This is a genomic window from Bradyrhizobium sp. BR2003, assembly GCF_009720285.1.
In the GTDB taxonomy this organism is placed as follows: domain Bacteria; phylum Pseudomonadota; class Alphaproteobacteria; order Rhizobiales; family Xanthobacteraceae; genus Bradyrhizobium; species Bradyrhizobium elkanii.
On the sequence record NZ_SMYJ01000002.1, the window covers coordinates 1 to 17,335 of the forward strand.

General features: G+C 58.4%; 12 protein-coding genes and 2 pseudogenes. 7 read left to right on the forward strand and 7 right to left on the reverse strand.

The window, feature by feature from the left end; genetic code table 11:
• From E2I15_RS00030 to E2I15_RS39030, 4 genes are all read right to left on the reverse strand, one after another.
• Positions 1-430, reverse strand: a 430-nt coding sequence (locus E2I15_RS00030) for a hypothetical protein (protein ID WP_155262131.1), incomplete at its 3' end; no start/stop codon positions are given.
• A gap of 1,414 nt (positions 431-1,844) precedes the next feature.
• On the reverse strand, positions 1,845-2,336 hold the full coding sequence (locus E2I15_RS39485) for a calcium-binding protein (RefSeq protein WP_170991705.1): 492 nt from the start codon (positions 2,334-2,336) through the stop codon (positions 1,845-1,847).
• A 618-nt stretch (positions 2,337-2,954) separates the two neighbouring features.
• On the reverse strand, positions 2,955-3,212 hold the full coding sequence (locus E2I15_RS39765; protein ID WP_502707165.1) for a HEPN/Toprim-associated domain-containing protein: 258 nt from the start codon (positions 3,210-3,212) through the stop codon (positions 2,955-2,957).
• Complete coding sequence (locus E2I15_RS39030) at positions 3,185-3,658, reverse strand: hypothetical protein (RefSeq protein WP_246668284.1); 474 nt, start codon at positions 3,656-3,658, stop codon at positions 3,185-3,187. Before E2I15_RS39030 ends, E2I15_RS39765 begins: the two co-directional genes overlap by 28 nt.
• A 336-nt stretch (positions 3,659-3,994) precedes the next feature.
• On the opposite strand from E2I15_RS39030, the gene E2I15_RS00050 reads away from it, so the two are divergent.
• The 3 genes from E2I15_RS00050 (at position 3,995) to E2I15_RS00060 (ending at position 6,440) form a co-directional block, all read left to right on the forward strand.
• Positions 3,995-4,306 (forward strand): hypothetical protein, encoded by a 312-nt coding sequence (locus tag E2I15_RS00050; protein ID WP_137482295.1) that lies wholly within the window; start codon positions 3,995-3,997, stop codon positions 4,304-4,306.
• Between the two features lie 137 nt (positions 4,307-4,443).
• Positions 4,444-4,647 carry a hypothetical protein gene (locus E2I15_RS00055; protein ID WP_137482353.1) on the forward strand — a complete coding sequence of 68 codons (204 nt, stop codon included), beginning with the start codon at positions 4,444-4,446 and terminating at the stop codon, positions 4,645-4,647.
• A gap of 1,013 nt (positions 4,648-5,660) precedes the next feature.
• Positions 5,661-6,440: a hypothetical protein gene (locus E2I15_RS00060; RefSeq protein WP_246668285.1), complete on the forward strand. Its 780-nt coding sequence runs from the start codon at positions 5,661-5,663 to the stop codon at positions 6,438-6,440.
• 175 nt (positions 6,441-6,615) lie between these two features.
• Here the strand turns inward: E2I15_RS00060 and E2I15_RS39770 are convergent.
• A pseudogene (locus E2I15_RS39770) lies at positions 6,616-6,885 on the reverse strand (DUF2478 domain-containing protein); the annotation flags it as partial.
• A gap of 96 nt (positions 6,886-6,981) precedes the next feature.
• Positions 6,982-7,767 (reverse strand): prephenate dehydrogenase/arogenate dehydrogenase family protein, encoded by a 786-nt coding sequence (locus E2I15_RS00070; RefSeq protein ID WP_170991707.1) that lies wholly within the window; start codon positions 7,765-7,767, stop codon positions 6,982-6,984.
• A gap of 684 nt (positions 7,768-8,451) precedes the next feature.
• Here E2I15_RS00070 and E2I15_RS00075 point away from each other — a divergent pair.
• The 4 genes and pseudogenes from E2I15_RS00075 to E2I15_RS39645 form a co-directional block, all read left to right on the forward strand.
• Positions 8,452-9,720 (forward strand): glycoside hydrolase family 28 protein, encoded by a 1,269-nt coding sequence (locus tag E2I15_RS00075; protein ID WP_246729336.1) that lies wholly within the window; start codon positions 8,452-8,454, stop codon positions 9,718-9,720.
• Between the two features lie 265 nt (positions 9,721-9,985).
• Positions 9,986-10,978, forward strand: a complete 993-nt coding sequence (locus E2I15_RS00080; RefSeq protein WP_137482297.1) for a pectinesterase family protein — start codon at positions 9,986-9,988, stop codon at positions 10,976-10,978.
• 444 nt (positions 10,979-11,422) lie between these two features.
• On the forward strand, positions 11,423-13,582 hold the full coding sequence (locus tag E2I15_RS00085) for a hypothetical protein (protein WP_246668286.1): 2,160 nt from the start codon (positions 11,423-11,425) through the stop codon (positions 13,580-13,582).
• Between the two features lie 666 nt (positions 13,583-14,248).
• A pseudogene (locus tag E2I15_RS39645) lies at positions 14,249-14,400 on the forward strand (nodulation factor fucose acetyltransferase NolL); the annotation flags it as partial.
• A gap of 161 nt (positions 14,401-14,561) precedes the next feature.
• On the opposite strand, the gene E2I15_RS00090 reads toward E2I15_RS39645, so the two are convergent.
• Positions 14,562-16,115, reverse strand: a complete 1,554-nt coding sequence (locus tag E2I15_RS00090) for a carbohydrate porin (RefSeq protein ID WP_246668287.1) — start codon at positions 16,113-16,115, stop codon at positions 14,562-14,564.
• Positions 16,116-17,335 lie beyond the last annotated feature (1,220 nt).

The following is a 17,335-nucleotide window of genomic DNA, read 5'->3' on the forward strand; positions in this document are numbered from 1 at the left end:
GCGCGATTGGAGAGACGGAGGCAAGGCGCGCGCGCGAGGGCAGACCACCGTGAGCCAGAAAGGCCCGGCAGCGAGATGCCAAGATCTCGCAGTTCCGCATGCGGGCCGCAGCGGTCGCCTCTCGAGCGATGAGGCGACGCAACTTTTCGGTCAGTTCGCTGGCTTGCTTGTCGAGGTCAAGAATTTGCTTGTCCTCCTTGTCCGCGCCGGGGTCGGCGCTGCGGGCCAGTATCAGCCGTTGCCGGTGTGTCTCGACGCGATGAAGCTCGGCACGAGTTGCGCGCATCTGCTCCTCAACCGGAAACCACATTGAGCGCGCATCCGCTGCACGATTCACGATCGCCTCAAAACGATGCCGCGCGCCCTCGTCGGGCAGCAGGTCGGCGGGGTCTTTATACAAGTAACTCTGGAAGCCTATGTAGTCACTCACTTGTCGTCTCTGGCCGTTCCGTATCAGATGTCCCATTTTCGGGGCAATGACTCGCCGCGCGTATTTCTATGCCGCTTTTCCCCTCCCGATTGTCATCGGTGTGACGTCGATTTACAGGTTGTACCAGCGTCAAGGAATTTGTCCCCGTTGAGCACGATGACGTAATTGCGGTCGACGCTCAGGAGGTCAAACGACGCCAATTGACCGCCGCCGACGACGAAACGTGCTGCTGCTTGGGCCGCCCGGCTTGGCAAGAAACACCTTGCGGTCGCGCTGGGGCCTGAAGCGAGTTGATCTCCGATGGATGTACAATCAGCTTGATCTTGACGACGGCCCGATCTGGCGGCGCGCTCGGCGACTATGGGTCCATGTTGCTATGGCCTAGGTGAAGGAGGCGGCCCCGGTTAGGAATCGGTTGGTCGTCACCTCCCGATGGCATCATTCCACACCATTCGTCCAGCAAGCTCTTTGACCGACGAGGATAAGCACAGCCTCGGCCTTGGCTGTCGTGCGGGAGGCAACGGGATTAAGTCCAAGGGCAAGTTCATCGCGAATTTCTCACCGATGTAGATTGAATAATGCAAGGCAAGTCAGCCACGGCTCGGTGACCAAGTTCTTGCCATTGCTCGATGTGATGCATCGGCAATGACAGCCCACGCCTGGTGCGGAAGTGGTCGGCTTCACCAGCGGACACCATATACCTTCGTATCATTCCATGCCCCCTTTAGATACCTGAGCTTTCCCTACGTTCAATTGAGCCGCCGATGCGACGGTCTTATTTTCAGGATGCGCGGTAGCGCCCCGCTATCGCTGCCCTCCTTGGGCGTTCCTCCCTAGACTTGGGTCGCTTGCGGCAACGCAAGCGGCTCTTCTTTTGTAAGTGTCGCCAAGCGGTGCGATCTCTGGTCGCTGTGTCACTGGAGTCGGACCTTTCAACAGTAAGCGGCAAGCCGAGCCCGTCTGTCGGCGCGGCTCAATGGCATGACTGCAGGCCAGCTCACCCTGTGGATATTCACTTCGAGGTCGCCGCCCAGTTGTCGAAATTGAAGTTCATTCCTCCTGGCGAAGAAGTAATCTCGACACCGTATTGGACACTACCAACCTTATGTCGCCAAAGTAGCCCTTCGACTTGATCCGCTCTAGAACGCTCTTGATGTCCACCGTGTCTGTGGTCTTCGAGGTGCGGAGCAGTGAGATGACCTTGTGACCGTTGAAGCCTTCAAACAGTTTCCAGTCGCTCCACCTATGCTGTAGACCGGAATCGCGGCCCCGGAAGGATCGCCATGTCTCTGCTCATTGGGAAATGTTTGACCGTCTGCCGAGGGCGATGGCGGTCGTCGCCGGCGGACGGTGTGCCAACGCGAACGCGGTTGCCCGGTGCGCCATGTTCGGCCGACACGGACAGCCGCGAGGATCAGATGGGCTGATCGGTGATATGCATGATTGAGAAATAATTGTCCGGGTGATGTTGAACATCGTCGGCATTCACATGTGAGAGCGTGATTGAATTGCCCTCTCCGAGGTCAACGACCGTGGTATCAGGGCCAGCCGCCTTGATGTGACTGGCAAGATCGGCAAGCGTATGAATACCGCTGTGATTGATCCCGTCCTCGATATTCAGTTTATCTCCCACCCTGAAGTCCATCACAAAATCATTGCCGCTCCCACTCGTGAACATGAAGTTGTCGTCGCCCTGATTGCCGAACAGAACATCGTTGCCCTGACCGCCGTACAGAAAATCGTCGCCTGCACCACCATAGAGTGTATCGGCTCCCTGATTGCCTTCTAGCTCATCATCGCCTCCACCGCCGGAGATCAAATCGTTCCCGCCCAGACCCCGAATAAAGTCCCTATCAGCAGTCCCAACTATATGGTCGTTGGTGTTCGCGCCGCGGAGTACAGCCATATCATTTCCTGTGTCGAGTTTGCCAGGCGAGCCATCGGGGAAGTGTCAGGCTCGCGGTGATGGACATACACATCGGATCTGACGGAAACCTGACTTGTGGTCATTCCGGTGCAGCACGTCGTCCAATGACGAGCCGTTGTGCGTTTCGAAAGCCCAGCGGGTCACACTTTTGGTGCCGCATGAACAAAATTGGTACGCGAAGTCGCAAGGTCAATCCAGGCAGGCGTAGAGGACAACGGTCGTATCTGGGCAAAGGCCTGATCACGCAGGCCGGCGCTCCTGGCAAACAGGCAATGACAGGAACGGAAACTTGACCAAGTTCATGCTTGGTCGCTGTTCCCTCCACGTGACAGAGCGGACTTTTGCGGGGATGGCCTCTGTTGGCGTCCAGCATACCAAATCATTATAGCGGCGGCACTGGAAGCGATGCAATTCTAGATCATCAAAGAGCGAGATCTGGAAATGCCGCTGCTTTTATTGTTCGTTTTTTTGATGCCGTTCGCTATAGGAGCACGCTTACATGAGCCGCACCTAGCAGTAAGGGGGCGCGTCAGCTTCTCGACAGCTAAATCGGCTATCCGAGTAGCTGAAGCCTTGGGAGTACGCGCTTGAGCGGCGTTACGAACGCGGCTTCATGCGCGGCGAGATCGCGCTCCTCTTCTGGAATGTTCTGATAGTGGTCATAGTCGAGTCGATGGCGTCTGACCGACATCGAGTGAGATCGCCATCCTGAAACAGGAAACCATAGTCGTAGCCGATGTCATTTTTCGCATAGTCCAACGAAACGTGGCCGATGGTCAGTTGAATTTCTGTCCCTACTGGATGACGACCTCCTTCTGCGTATATCGTTAGGTCTCTACAATTTGAGGCTCGTATATAGTGCCAATCGCCGCGTCGGAAGAAAACTGATCCCCGTCACGCAGGTCGCCTTCGTCGAGCCCTTCGATCCTTCGGCCAATCCCGAGTTCAAGCCCGAAAAGGATTTCAGGGCACGGCTTGTCCTGCTCAATCGCGACATCGTTCTTACCGAGCAGACGCCACAGGCGTTCGCAGCCGAGCACGAGCTGCACCTGTTCACCAAGGGCGACGTTGCCGTCAATCAGGATATCACGTTCAGGGTAAATGCAAACGAGTTGCACCCCTACACGGTGCCAAGGGCCGCTACCTGGACGTCCGAACAGATCGTCGAGATACTCGGCCCGGTCCTTGGCGCGCGGCGTGCGCGTCTGCACGATGTAACCGTCGGCCTGGTCCCAGCTCGTGGAGAACGACTCCTCGGCGTTGACCCGATAGTCGTGGCTGTCGCGCGAGGCTTTGGACACATTGTGCCACCAGTGCCCTCCGGTAGCGCGTTCGCTGGTGGAGTAAGTCCCGAGGAGACCGCCATTGCTCTCGGCGGATAGCGGTTCGGCGATCCGAATCGCAGGCCGAACTCGCCCGGGGTATAGCCAGGATCGTTTGCTTTACTACGCCTTCGACCTCCCGAGGCTGCACGCCTATGACAAGTCGCCGCAATCGAGCGCAAGGCCATGTTGCAAGGGCTCTTCGACACCTGCCAGCTCGAACCGCCGGTTTCTTTTCAGTGAGATGTCGAGGATGATGGACAGAAGCTGTTCGAACACGCGGCGAAGCTCAATGCGAGGACATTATCTACGAAGATGGACGCGCCGCACCGCTCCGACCGCAACGAAACCTGGCTGAAGGTGAGGATGGGGGCGAGTTTCTGGTTATCGGATTTTATCAAAAGCCACGAGCTTGCCGCGACCAATCCCAGAAAACGGGAGGGCAAAGAACCGGTCCACGTGGGCAAAGTCGCGACCGGTCTAAATCGGACGACGTCGAGCAAGATCCGCAAGGCGCTGGACAGTGTAATTAGTCCAAAAAGTAAATTGAGTAAGCCGCTCAAGAAACCCAAAGCGATCCGGGTTGAGCTTATTGTTACAGGCGGAAATCGAATGCCGCGGACATGACCTCCGAACTCTTCTTCGCGCGAGTTCTCCAAAGGAATATCGCGGTCGTAACCTAGGTTGTGGAAATGATCATTATAACTTCATACGCTCCTCGCAACGGTGAGCCTCAACGCTCCCGAACAAATACGGAGCGCGTTATGAAGAAAAGCAGAAATCGGGCGAAACAAACCACATCGCTGCAGGATCGGCTCAATGCGTTTGCCGACGACGTTTTTCACAAGGCAGCGCAGCTTCCGCCAGGCGTCGAGCGCGACCAGCTGCTGAAGCGTGCGCGGAGGGCGGAGATCGCAGCTGACATCGATCAATGGGCATCGTCTTCAGGTTTGCAGTCGCCAACATAGGGCTTGGAGACTTCTCCTCCTCCAAGTTCTGTATGGGCCCTCGTATCCGGCGGGACCCTTCGTTTTGGGAACGATTGCGGTCGGCGAACCAAGTTGAGCCGGTGGCATATCGCGCGTGACCTCACGTATATTTCGAAGGCGTACGGGAATGATGAAGGGCCCGCGTAAGCGGGCCTTCAGAATTTAGGCTTGTACCCACCAATTCGTATTGAGCCATCAGGGGGTCAATTAGAACGTTCCACTCCTTGCTATTGGTGCGGATCAGTTCCAGCGTTAGAGGTCGTCTTCGGTTCGGTAGATCAGACGCGCGATTGCACCCTACAGGATTGCCGAGTGCGGCTTGAGAGTTGTCCATAGACTCAATCGCAAAATGGAGGACGTCCACCGGATCGCCGTGTGCTGTGGAGAGATGTCCGTCCTCCTATTCTCAATGAGCGAGGAAAGTACTTTGAAATGATCGCCATCCGGCGTGCCAGGAGAGGGCTCTGCCTCGAAAAAACGGATTACTCTGCCTGAGGATGCCGGGGTATCTGCGGCATCCTCCGGCAGAGCGAACCGGGAGAAAGCATGCTCCCCCACGCAACACGAGGCTTTGGTTGCATGTACCGTCGATGACGCCGGCTCGGATCCTTTATCCGGGTCTGAACTTGCTGAAAAACGCTTGCGCAATCGATGACCTCTCGGCAGCAACATGAAGTTGCCACGGATGGTCCATGAGTGGAATGAAACAAGACGGGCCCGAGTCGCAAAGCAAACAAAACATAACCAACGAATACGAATCGCGGACTGTTACTGTGGCACGAAGAATGCAGACCCTCGGAATGCACAGGGCGCCCTCACGTGGGCACGGCCACGTTCGCAAGTTGAGGCCATGGCTGGCCACTGAAGTTGGTGATCCCTGGAACTTAGGCGGAAGACGGCGCCTGCTGGGTGTAGATTCCCGCGGGCTCGTATCACGCCGCCGAAGAGCCAATAGCGGGGCGCGCCAGGAAGGACATGAAGGGCCTCGGCCAATGAACGCAGAGAACAACTTCGCGGCGCGGCTCATTGACGCCGGACGCCGCGCAGCAATAGCACGTACATGCGGCCTGAAAGCTGACGTCTCACATTACGTTAATGAGGCGCTCAAGGAGCTTTGGCGAACCAGGTCTCCTGAAGAGGCAAAAAAGATTGCAGCGCGGTGGGTCTTGTGGGACGCAGATGGAAGGCCATGGCCGCGCATGCCCCCGCTGGAAAACGTGGTCTCCTTCCACCGCACCGCTGCGGTACCGGTCGTGAAGCCGCCGGCGACGCCATTACAGGTAATCCGGGATTGGTTCGAAAAGCAGGATGAAGAGATACGACGCGAAATCGCTGGCATGGCGATGCTTTTGGTCTTGGAATTTCGCGGTCCTCCCGAAAATGGCAGCCAAGAGCGGTGTGGGCATCTCCGGCGGTGGCTGAGCCAAGCGGGCCTACCAAACCATACGGTCATTGGCCGCGCTTTGACATTCCGCACGTGTTTTGAGTATTTCGCGGAGAGCAGGTTCACTGAGTCGGGTTGGACGCGGTCCGAAAGGGCCGCTTTTAAAATCCTTGAAGATGCGAAGCGGGACCCGAACTCCGAAACTGCGCACCTGGCTCCGATTGCTAAAAAAATGCTTGATGCCTTGCCCGCTCGAAAAAGCCGCTGGATCGAGGTGCGGAAGTCCTGGAAACAACTTGCCGGTGCCAGCCTCACACCGCGAGCCCTCAGGATTTGGAGCGCCTTGCACATGGAGAGGGGGAAGCGGGACTCCGGTCGGGAAGTGTAGCGGTACAGCCGAACGATTTAGCGAGGCACCACCAAGGGCGGTCTGTGGGTAGGCGGAAGTTTATCTGAGTGCGACTTCAATCGAGAAGTATGATGTCGGTACTGCTACTGCGGTCAATCGCGGGCGTGGCGCGTTCCGGTAGTCGAATTCACCCAAGATGAAAGCGGGCGTATCTCTATGGGTTGGACGCGACGCTAAGGGATCGGCTGCGCGCTAGACACGTGGAGACATCGCACAACCAATGCTTCGCGGCTTGATAAACGTAAGGCAATAGGGTGCAGAAATCTACTGTGAAGGTTCGCTCGGCGGTAAGACACCTAACCGAAATCCCGGTCAGCAGTGGTACGCCACGGGCGACCGTGCAGGTAAATTCGCCGCGCAGGCCGACGCCAGCTACATCCTGCCGGCGAACTTTGCGGATCGCTTGGAGATCGACCTGGCCGGGAAGCGCTCGGGAAGCGAAAAGAGAAGGCTACGCGGCCGAGTTGCCCGGGAATCGAGATTTCTTGCCCTGTCGCAGCGACAGCCATACGCCTATGTCTTAATCTCGATCACACCGCGCAAGGCGGCATTCGCCGGAGCGATACCCGTATTCGCCCATCTCTAGAGGGAAAATCGGGCACGCAAATAGGCGCGCGCAGGTCTCGGCGGCCGGTTTGAGACGTGGCGCGAGATCGCTCCACTCACAGCGAAGCTGATCTAGGACTTCCTGGCCGCCCCCGCTTAGCCTCTCGAGTGCCGCGATCAGACGCAAGCGGACTGTCGCCGCAAAAGGATTCTCCGTCTGGATTTCAGCAAACGTCTCGGGGGCGCCGCTCAACATGCGCCCGACTCCCGCCAGAAGAAGGTGATAAGGAGGTGGACCGACCTCAAGCGGAAATTCAGTGTTCTCGTCGCGAAGGATGCTCACGAGCGCCAGGAGCAGCGCATGCGCAGCCAGCTGACGCTGCGCAAGAAGTCTATCGTGAGCTTCAGCATCGAGCGCGACAAGGCTCGCATTCGTGCGTCGTAAAAGCTGCAGAAAGACTTCGAGCCGCGGCCCTGATCGATACGCGATCACCGCGACCGGACGATTTGCCCAACCGAGCTCCGGGCTAAACAGTGGATTGAGTCCAAGATATTCCACCTCGCGCGGCAAGTTGACCCCCCATGAGGCCGGTCTCGTCTTGACTGAAAGCGTCTCGATCAATAATGCGTCGCCTTTGAGCCGTCGACAGGCGGATCCGAACGCGGCTCCTGCTACCGTGAACGGCAAAGAAAGAACGACAATATCGGACTCCGCGATAGCGGATTTGGCCTCCAGCGTCAGGTGGATCGCATCGCTCACGATCAGGTTCTGATCTATTCAAGCCACCGGCCTGTGATCCACGAAGCGTACTCGTCCGCCAGACGTTGCGAGAAGTTCGGCTAGCTTTAACCCGACGCGTCCGGCGCCAATGATCGTCGCTTGTGAACCTTGTGTCATCTGTTCCCGCCTGATCATTATTAGAGTGTTTGCGTTGGGTTACCGTTCTCGCGCGCTCAGCCATCAATTGTGGACCACGCGCTCCCTCGCAAGATCAATCACAATGCATGCCACATCTGAATTGCCGCCCCGGTGAGCAACCTCCGCCTAGAGGGAACAGAAAACAATAAATCCGGAATTGGCGTGGATTAAGATAATCAGAGCCGTTCACCATCTCTACGCCGTCGGTGTGCCGGCCGTGCAAGGGTGGACCGCCTCGAACCGAGTGTCGCACGCCAATTGAAGATGCGCCCTCGCAGCAACAGCTGTACCTGCCGCTCAGGTGCGCGCCGTCACAAGGTGTGACCTCTTGCGGAACGCTCATTCTTCATCGCGCGAACTCGCAAGCCGAGGTCTTTTTTGCGTCTTATAAATGTCATCTTGCGTTGGCCTGTGAGGCGAGCTGCGGCTGGTTGGTCAGCGCTCAGCTCAGGACAACGAAGCGGCGAGGATGCTCGCGGCAAAGAGATGAGGTTAATGACAAAGCATTTTCGCGGATGGACGCTGATGTCCATCGTTGCCACCATGGTTGTCTGCCCCAGCGCAAAAGCGCAAGATCGGCGCATTGTCGCCGAGCCCGTTGCACCTCATACGGTCTGCGACCGCCCACTGCCGTCTGGCAGCAACGATACGGCCAGACTACAGGATGCCATCGACCATTGCCCCGCCGGTGCTGCGGTCTATCTCGGACGTGGCGAGTTCCGGTCGCATCCACTCGAGATGAAATCGGGCGTAACCTTGTGGATTGGACGCGGTGCAACACTTTTGGCTATTCCCGAGCCAGCTGCGTACGACAAGGGCCGCGGACAGTGTGGCCGCATCGCAGGTAAGGGCGACGGTTGCCGGCCGTTGATCAGCTTCTCCAAAACGCGCGGCGGAGGTATTTATGGCGACGGCATCATCGATGGTCAGGGCGGTGCGCCGATGGTCGGCAGCGCCGAAACCTGGTGGCAGCTGGCCCGCCGCGCGCAAGCCGAGGGCGGTGGTCAGAACGCTCCGCGGTTGATCCAGATCGATCATGCGCAGGACATCACGCTTTCTGGTGTAACCTTACGCAATGCACCCAATTTCCATGTCGCGATGAACCGAGTCGAAGGTGCTACGGTCTGGGGTCTGACGATCGATACACCGGCCGATGCCCGCAATACCGACGGCATCGACCCAGGCGCCAGCCAGGATGTGACCATCACCCACAGCTTCATCCGCACTGGAGATGATAACGTAGCGATCAAAGCCGGCGATAATGGTTCAACTCGCCATATCTCCATCACCGATAACTATTTCGGGTGGGGACACGGGATGTCGATCGGCAGCGAGGTGAACTCTGGCGCCAGCGACATACTCGTGCGCAACCTGACCCTGGACGGCACGACGTCCGGCCTGCGCATCAAGAGCGATGCCAGCCGAGGCGGCCTGGTCGAGCGCGTGACTTATGAGAACGTGTGTCTGCGTGGGAACCGATGGCCGGTCGCGTTCGATACAAAGTACGATCCACATGCCCAAGGCAGCAGAATTCCAGTCTATCGCCAGATCGTTCTGCGCCATGTACGCGGCGACAATGGTGCGCTACTGATGCGCGGGGTTGACGAGGCCCATGCGCTTGACGTGACGCTAGAGGATGTTCGATTTGCCGATTCCGCGACTTGGCAGCTCGAACATGCGAATGTGACAGCCGATCATTCTGACGTGTCGCCGCCGCTGCCCGGGCGGGCCAGAGGACCAATACCTCGCGATTGGCAGCGGTGCGCCAGGGCATTCCAGGACGGTAACGAGTAAGCGCAACAACTCGATGCCGAGCCTTAAGACCGGTCAGGTCTGCCTTGATACGGCTTTGACTCGCTGCCTTGCGAATGGCGGGCATAGCGCGGGCGCCTTATTGCAGGAGTCCGACAGCCGTGACCGCGGTCGGACGTTTCGGCCGTCGAGCGAGATTTCCGGTTCGGGAAGAAACGTTGTTTGACGATACTCGGCTGCCAGGTCGCGGCGGCGAGAGTACCGATTGTATCAAGCGTGCAGCGGCCCCGATAACAGGTGAGATCACATGCGGATTTTCGCGCTATTCGCTGCGGTTCTGGCCGGATGTTTCTGCATCTCGGCAGCCCATGCTCAACCCCTTTTGGTCTCGCATGCCGAGAGGGCAGCCTATCACTCCGTGCAGGCCGCCATCGACGCATTGCCGGCCCAAGGTGGGGATGTCCAGATCGCGCCGGGCATCTATCGCGAGAAGGTCAAAGTCTTCAAATCCGGTGTTCATATCAAAGGCTCCGGCAGGATGCCGGATGATACGGTCATTGTGTACGGCGACGGCGCGATCAACGTCGGAGGAACGATCCGTTCTGCGACGCTGGACGCCTCAGGCGATGACTTCCGGCTCGACAACCTGACGATCCAAAACGATTACGCGCTCAATTCGGCCAATCCTGCTTCGCAGGCCGTGGCACTGTCCATTACTGGAGACAGGGACATCATCAGCCGCGTCCGCCTGCTCGGCGCACAAGACACCTTGTTCGCCGCCAAGGGGCCGAACGGCCGGATGTCGCGACAGTACTTCCTAGATTGCTATATCGAGGGACATGTCGATTTCATATTCGGCAATGCCAAGGCCTATTTCCGACATTGTGAGTTGCACGGTATCGCCAATCAGGCGGTCGTCTATACCGCGCAGAGCAAGGCAGCGCCGGACGAGGACAGTGCCTATGTATTCGATCATTGCAGACTGACTGCCGACTCCGCCGCGCGGGATGTTGCACTTGGCCGGCCCTGGCGCCCCTATGCAACGGTGGTGTTCCTATCGACGAAGTTGGATGCACCGGTGGTCGCGGAAGGCTGGCGCGAATGGGCTCCAGGCAAGACCAATTCGCTGAGGACGGCCCACTATGCTGAATACAAATCCACCGGTGTCGGGGCCAATCCCGCAGGTCGCGAGCCTTATTCGCACCAATTGACCGATGGCGAAGCCGCGAAATGGTCGCTGAAAGCGTTCTTCGCAGGTGCCACGGATTGGCTATCCGCCGGACCTTCCAGATCGGAATAGAGAAACGCTTACGGGCTGTCTTCTCTTTTTTAAGCGGCTCTCGGGCCGAGGGTGGGGACAAGATCGTCCTTGCGCTGGGACCTTCCGTCGACAGCAACTGAAATTGGGGCAGGGCCCGGCCGTCGCGCCTCGCCGGCTCCTTGCTGCCCCTTCAGAAGAGATCAACGCAAGCGGCATTGCCCGTTGTGAATTCTTGTTCTCGTCAGCTTTTCGAAAGCTAGGTCCCATAAAAATCCAAAATCTGCCTTCGCTTCACAGCTGCCGCTTGGCGGCCGTGCAAGCGTGCGGATTGCGCAGGGTCTACACCATCACGAGGAGAGCAGGATGGATCCAGTTGACCCATTCTTCGATTCAGGCGCTTGGATGGAGGCGTACGCCGCCCGACAGGGGCGAGCGGGACGGCCAGGGGGCAACGCAAGCCAGCAATGCGATTTTGAGCGGCAGATGGAAGATTTGCAGCTCGATTCGCCTGATGAGGGTTCCGCAAAGTCGAGTTCGCCGGACCAGACTCCCGCAGGAGCGGGGCGGGCAGTTCGACGGGATGAACTCGGCGGTTCGATGTGGGTGCCGCCACGCTCAGGTTTTAGGAACAGCGCGCGGGGCGACGCGCGGCGGAGCTTAGACATTCCCCGCTTTCAGCTTGATGCTCCGGCCCAAGTGCCGCAGTCCAGTTTGCGCGATGATCTGTTCAGCAGCGCGCGCTACAGCTTGCCGGACGCGGAGCCTGGGGTTCAGGCCGGGAGCGGTAAAAGCCGCGGACTGTGGTCGCGCTTCAAGTCGGGGGTTGGCAAAGCCTTTGGAGGGAGTAGCAAGTCCTCGCGGGAGGCCGAGCAGCCGGATGCTTCCTCGACGAGTTTTCGCGTCGATTACGCCAGACAACCGGGCCGGACGCGCGGGGTCGATCCGGAGGACGAGGCGCTCATCAAAGAGTTTAGACACAGAGCAGTCCGCAACCGCACCGAAGGCACCGCAGCCGGCAACCTCACCGACGGCACCATCAGAAATGCGGCAGCCGACCTGCGCATTTTGAGCGCGCGCCTGAATGAAAACAACAGGCCATCAATCGCGAATCGAATTCGCCGCGAGCTGAATAACGCGCAATTGGAAGATCCGGAGGTGGAAAATCACCAGCTGGAAGCTGAGCTCGACCAGGATGTCGACACCTATGCAGCGGACCGCGCAAGGCGTATCAAAGCTGCCTTGAAAAAGCTCCGTGAGGTTGGCGCTGGAAACACCTTGTCAGCCGATCTCCGTCGCTTGGCTCCCCATGGCGCTGACGCGACCCTTATCGGCAGGTGGGCCGCGGCGGAAAAGGCGACACACAGGATTGAGCCGGAGACGATCGACAGGCAGGCCCGCCGAATGTCGAGGCTGAGTGAATGGCTGCGAACGCACGATAAGCAGGCCATCGCCGGCCGGCTCTTCACCTCCGGGCTGGATCAGGATGTCGCGGAGTATAGGCAAGAAACCGACGACGGCAAAATCAAAGCTGATTTGCTCAGGCTTGGTCGCTACCAGCAAATGCTCGAGGCGAACAGGGCCCTCGGCTTGCACCCTGCCGAGGATGCGGGGCAGCCCGTCGCCGAAGGCGCCCGACAGGCGCACTCGCCGCAGGAGGTCCCGGCAACGCCATCCACGCCGAGCGCGGGAGCCTGGGGTTGGCTCGGCGAGCAGATCCACGGACCCACCTCATCACTGCCAGTGCCGCATCACGGTTGGCAGGCCAGCTCGTCGCAGCAGCTTCCCGTAACATCGGCCAGCCCGAGCGCCGGGGCTTGGGATCGGTCCAGCGAGCAGATCCTCCAACCCGCCGCACCTGTGCAAGCGCCCTATTGGATCCCGCAGCCCAATCTGCCGCACGGGCTTCCTGCGACTCCGGCCAGTCTAAGCCAAGGAGCCTGGGATTGGTTCGGGCAACAGATGCAGGAACCCGCCTCGCCATCGTCGGTGAGGCCTCGCTCATCAAACATCTACAGCGGTCTGGATCCCTTGGTTGATTTGGATCCGTCTACCCCGCACGACTTGCTCGACGAAGCACGCTCCGCGCCCGCACCTGAATTTCGCAGAGCGCCGTCATTTGCTGGACCGTCCGGGGCCGCCCAGGAACTGCGGGATATTGGGGCCGTCGTTGGCTCTGACTGGCGCCACGGCTCTCAAGCGGCCTCGGACGTGTTGGTCGATGTCCTCGGCAACATCAATCTGCTGCCAAGCCAGTTCGGGCCAAGCCAGTTCATGATCAATGGCGAGCGCTACTCGGCCACATTGGGACCGGGAGGACGCACGGATGTCCGCCTGATCCATCATCCGCGCCCGAGCTACCTTGATGAAGCTGCGCCATCCCGACCGATTCATCTTCCACCGCAGATCGTTCAAGCCGCGCAACCCCGTGAGGATCTACGGGACCTTGGGTATCTGATCCGCGGTGGTTGGGAGCACCGCGAGCGGTTGCTTCCGCTTTACCTTGTCCGCGTCCTGCAGGGGGAACGCATCATGCCGCAGGCTGGGCGTCCAACCTATTTCCAGATCCGCGGCGTGCGCTACAGGGGCGAGTTGGATGAAAGCGAGGGGCGCCAGCGCGTTCGCATCTATCCTGAACGTGGCTGAAGAGCGCAGGCGGACGGCAATCTCAGGCGCTCGGGCGGGGCAGCTCGCGCGAGGCGTTCTACAGCCCGGCCCTTGACAGCCGATGTATCCATTCGAAGTAGTGACACGGGCACCGCCTGAGCGGTCCAGCCTCCGCCGATCATCTTGCCTTAGAAGCCGTTGCTCAGTAAGCGCAACTGTTCGAACCACTTCGACCGCCCGCAGTCAGGAGTGCGGACGACGCAAGCGTCTGGTGGATGTGGGAACGCTCGCCAATGACGTCGGTTTGCTGACGCTGGCTACTCGTGATGGCAAGGTCGAGGGAAGGAGGCCCTGCTGCGCAACCTACATAAGCCTTCATGCTCGAATTGGTTATTGCCGCTATTGAAAATTCTCGCAGTGCGTTGCAAACACTTTTTCCGGACGGGACACCCAGCAAGGTACCGCTCGACCTGGCAGTCGATCGAAGTGAGGTAGCAGCACTCTAAATCGGTAAACCCTCGTGTAGCTCGTCTCGTTTCCCTTTCTTTATAACGGTCGCCCACATCCATATAATTGAACATTGGCGCCCAGCCAGCTATCGGAGCGTAGACCCGAGATGGCAATTGCCTCCACGATCATCGGTCGGATCGTTCCATGGAGCAAAAGCTGCAGCAGTTGCTTTTCATATTGAGAGGTTGGCACTCGGATCTCACATCCAAGTCGGCCGTGGCGGGAATTCTAAGGGCTGCGACGAGCTAATGGTGCGCCGAACCGTGCGCGACATTCCCTATCTGTCTCAGCTCATTCTTGGAACTTCACCCCCGCGCCCTACGTCCACCGGGGCAGCCTGCGGATAAGTAGCTGTCGCGGAAATCCGGTCTGGAGGCTCTTACATCATGGGATAGCAGGCTCCATGGTTCGTCTCCTCACAGCGTCTCGCCGGCGCGCCGGCAGAACTTTGCGCGCAGTTGTTTCGAACCGGGAGTTTGGTAGCAGAATTGGTGGCATCCTCGCTGATCTAGAAAAATATCAGCGTAGACACCAACAGATTGAGCGCGTGCTCTGTTTGGGGCATGTGTGTGATGCCTGTCGGGTTATGAATGTAGGACAGTCCGAGGCTTCCATATATCCCCGGAGCGAGATGCGCGGTATATGTTCCCGTGATTGCTGTGGTATCGTGATGCGCAAGTTGCCCTTTGATCAAGGCAGCATCCACTGCAAACCTGCTCCATGTCGTGTTGTTGGCAACCAGAGCAATCAAATCACTGGGCCGACTGTCAAACAGTCCCTTTGCATAAAGGCGAAGCTCATAGTACTGGCTGATCCTGTTTAGGTCAGGTGAGGCTCCCATGATGGAGAATCCGCCATAGATGCCACGAGATGGCGTCCCCTCAACGTCACTCTGCCAGAGCTGCCTGTCAGCAGCCATGTAATGAAAGTTATTCCCGCTCTCCCTTTGTTGATCCGGATCTGCCAAATTCCTGTAGCGGCTGCTGTTCAAAGCAATGCCGGCCCGCAGCCAGGTGTCGGGAACGCCAGGAGCGGCCTTGCTCTTGTAGCCAAGTTCATCAATGAACAGAATGCCGGCATTGGCTGTGCTCCAGTTTAAACCCGAAGGATTTTCGGTTATCTGCGCATAGGGACCATCTGGACTGATTGACCGCTGCACGGAGACTTTGTTGTACAAATGATCATCAAAATTGTACTTCAGGTTGGCGGCGGGCGTTGGCGCGGCGTTGGTGCTCATCCCTGCTTGGAACAGAGCAAACATGTTTGATCCTGAAATTCCTCCGAATAATGTACCGGTGAACTCATTCGCATTTCTGAGATAGCCAAGTTTGAGTTCGAATTTTCTGTCGAGGAACGTTTGATAATAGGCGAATGTATTCAATCCTACTCGATCCGGTCCCGGTCGTTTCCATGTCCAGTATTGCTGCTCGGCTCCAATGACAATCTGTCCATCGGGAATACCAAACCGGCTGAGATCATAAGTGACGATCACGAAGTTACTCGTAGCAAACGTCGGATTCTGCCCCATATAGAGCTGGTTGGCGATGCTGCTTCTGGCCGCATTCGGCAGCTGGTTGTTTGCAAAGGTGTTGTGCGTCCAGCCGATATAGCCAATGCCGACGTCTGCCAGTACGGATCTAACGCCATGCTTGTCCTGATCAATTGTATCAGCAGGGCCGGGCATGTTGAGCCAGATCCCTTTTTCTCGGAAAGTATCAAAGCGTGCGAAGGGGTCGATCGTCTTTCGCGTTTGCGCCTGAGCAGCTCGACCGGCGCTGCCGCGCTTTATGAGAGGCAGGTTGGGAGCTGACGCCAACGCCGAGGCATGAAGTCGAATCGGCTGATTGATCACGCCGATCCGGAGCTTTGTAGCCATATCCGGGGACGTTAACGTTCTTCTTTTGGTGGCTTGGTCCGCAGCGTTGCTCTTGGGGACCGGCTCCTCAGCAGTTTGTGCCGAAACGGGCGTGCCGACCAAACAAGCCGCGAGCGAAAGCGCAACGGCAAGTCGCCGTTGCGGCTCTCTTGATCGCAAAATGCAGGCAAATGCTGCGATAGCCAAAGATGTCCGAGGCGTCGTCGCCGCAACAAAGCAATCACGCACAGTCTAGTTCGCATCCTTGTTTTGCGAGCCACGAATGGATTGAAAGTCGGCCTCTCTGGTCCAGAACGGACCTGCCGAGCCGTAGCGTCTGACGACAAGAGGACGACGCCTCATGGGCAGGACGTCTATCCCAGCGAGATTCACCAGACTTGGCGACTTGGTCGCCCGTAAGCGCGAGCACGATCTGGTCTGCACCTTGCGTGTGCGTCAGGCCGGATTTGCTGAGAGTGAGCAACGCTTGCTGGCTGAGCGAGAACCGTTGGCCGCGAGCGCGCGGAGCCGCGGCTGTCCAAGCTGCCAAGACATTTCGAACCTCGACCTTGCTCCACCATGAGATAGAGGATTGCGGCCGTGCCGAGCATCTTGCTCGAAGTGCCCTTCTCGACGAAGTGGCGGCCACGGGGATGCAATGCCCGCCAAAGCGGAGCAGTGGTTCGTGAAGCTGTCCTGGTATCGTGGTCCGCCAAGGACGAAGCGATCGTCGATGACCGCGATTTCCACGGAGCCTTGGAATTTGTTCGCGCAGCGATCGCGTCACAACGTCCACGATCGAGGCCCAGAAGAGCGGGGCAAGCAGGTTTCGAGCTGCTTTAGTGGCTGTGGGCGAGAAGCTGCAAATTCCGTCCGCTGCATTGGCACGGACAAATCTGTGGTGCATTCCGAGCGCCTAGCTGTGATCCCCTAACGTTCGTGGGCCACGCTTGCCATGTGTCCGTCGTCTCGATCAACCTGCCAGGATTGGTAGTTGGCCTTGCTCGACACTTGCCGCTCCAATGGCATGGTGGCTCGAGCGCCAGCTGTGGCGCCTCTTCCGTAGCGCCTGGCCGCGAAGTTACTTGCCTCGGCAGCACGGAAAGCCGAGAGCCCGACTTTGAAGGAATTAGCGGCCGGCTCGCATCAGGCGTCGGCAGGGCGCAAAATCTGCAACGTTATCCAGAATGATGCGAAAACGCTGCACCATGGCCGAGGAAGATGAGAACTCGCGCCTACCGCCGGCCCTATAATGCAGGAGTTTCCCGTAGGGTGTCCGCTTTACCTTGATCAAGACGCCCCGCTTCATTGGAGCCAAGGGAGCAAATGGTCGGCGAGTTCAATAATATTGTTGGGGCGTCGGAGGCGCGTTGGGATGCGTGAGCATCGCGAGCTCTCGCGTCAACCAAGAAGTCTATCGAAACGGG

Coding starts and splice junctions, on each gene's coding strand:
- E2I15_RS39485 (WP_170991705.1), bottom strand. CDS start 2,336: ATGGCTGTACTCCGCGGCGCGAACACCAACGACCATATAGTTGGGACT.
- E2I15_RS00050 (WP_137482295.1), top strand. CDS start 3,995: ATGGACGCGCCGCACCGCTCCGACCGCAACGAAACCTGGCTGAAGGTG.
- E2I15_RS00085 (WP_246668286.1), top strand. CDS start 11,423: ATGGAAGATTTGCAGCTCGATTCGCCTGATGAGGGTTCCGCAAAGTCG.
- E2I15_RS00080 (WP_137482297.1), top strand. CDS start 9,986: ATGCGGATTTTCGCGCTATTCGCTGCGGTTCTGGCCGGATGTTTCTGC.
- E2I15_RS00060 (WP_246668285.1), top strand. CDS start 5,661: ATGAACGCAGAGAACAACTTCGCGGCGCGGCTCATTGACGCCGGACGC.
- E2I15_RS00055 (WP_137482353.1), top strand. CDS start 4,444: ATGAAGAAAAGCAGAAATCGGGCGAAACAAACCACATCGCTGCAGGAT.
- E2I15_RS00075 (WP_246729336.1), top strand. CDS start 8,452: ATGTCCATCGTTGCCACCATGGTTGTCTGCCCCAGCGCAAAAGCGCAA.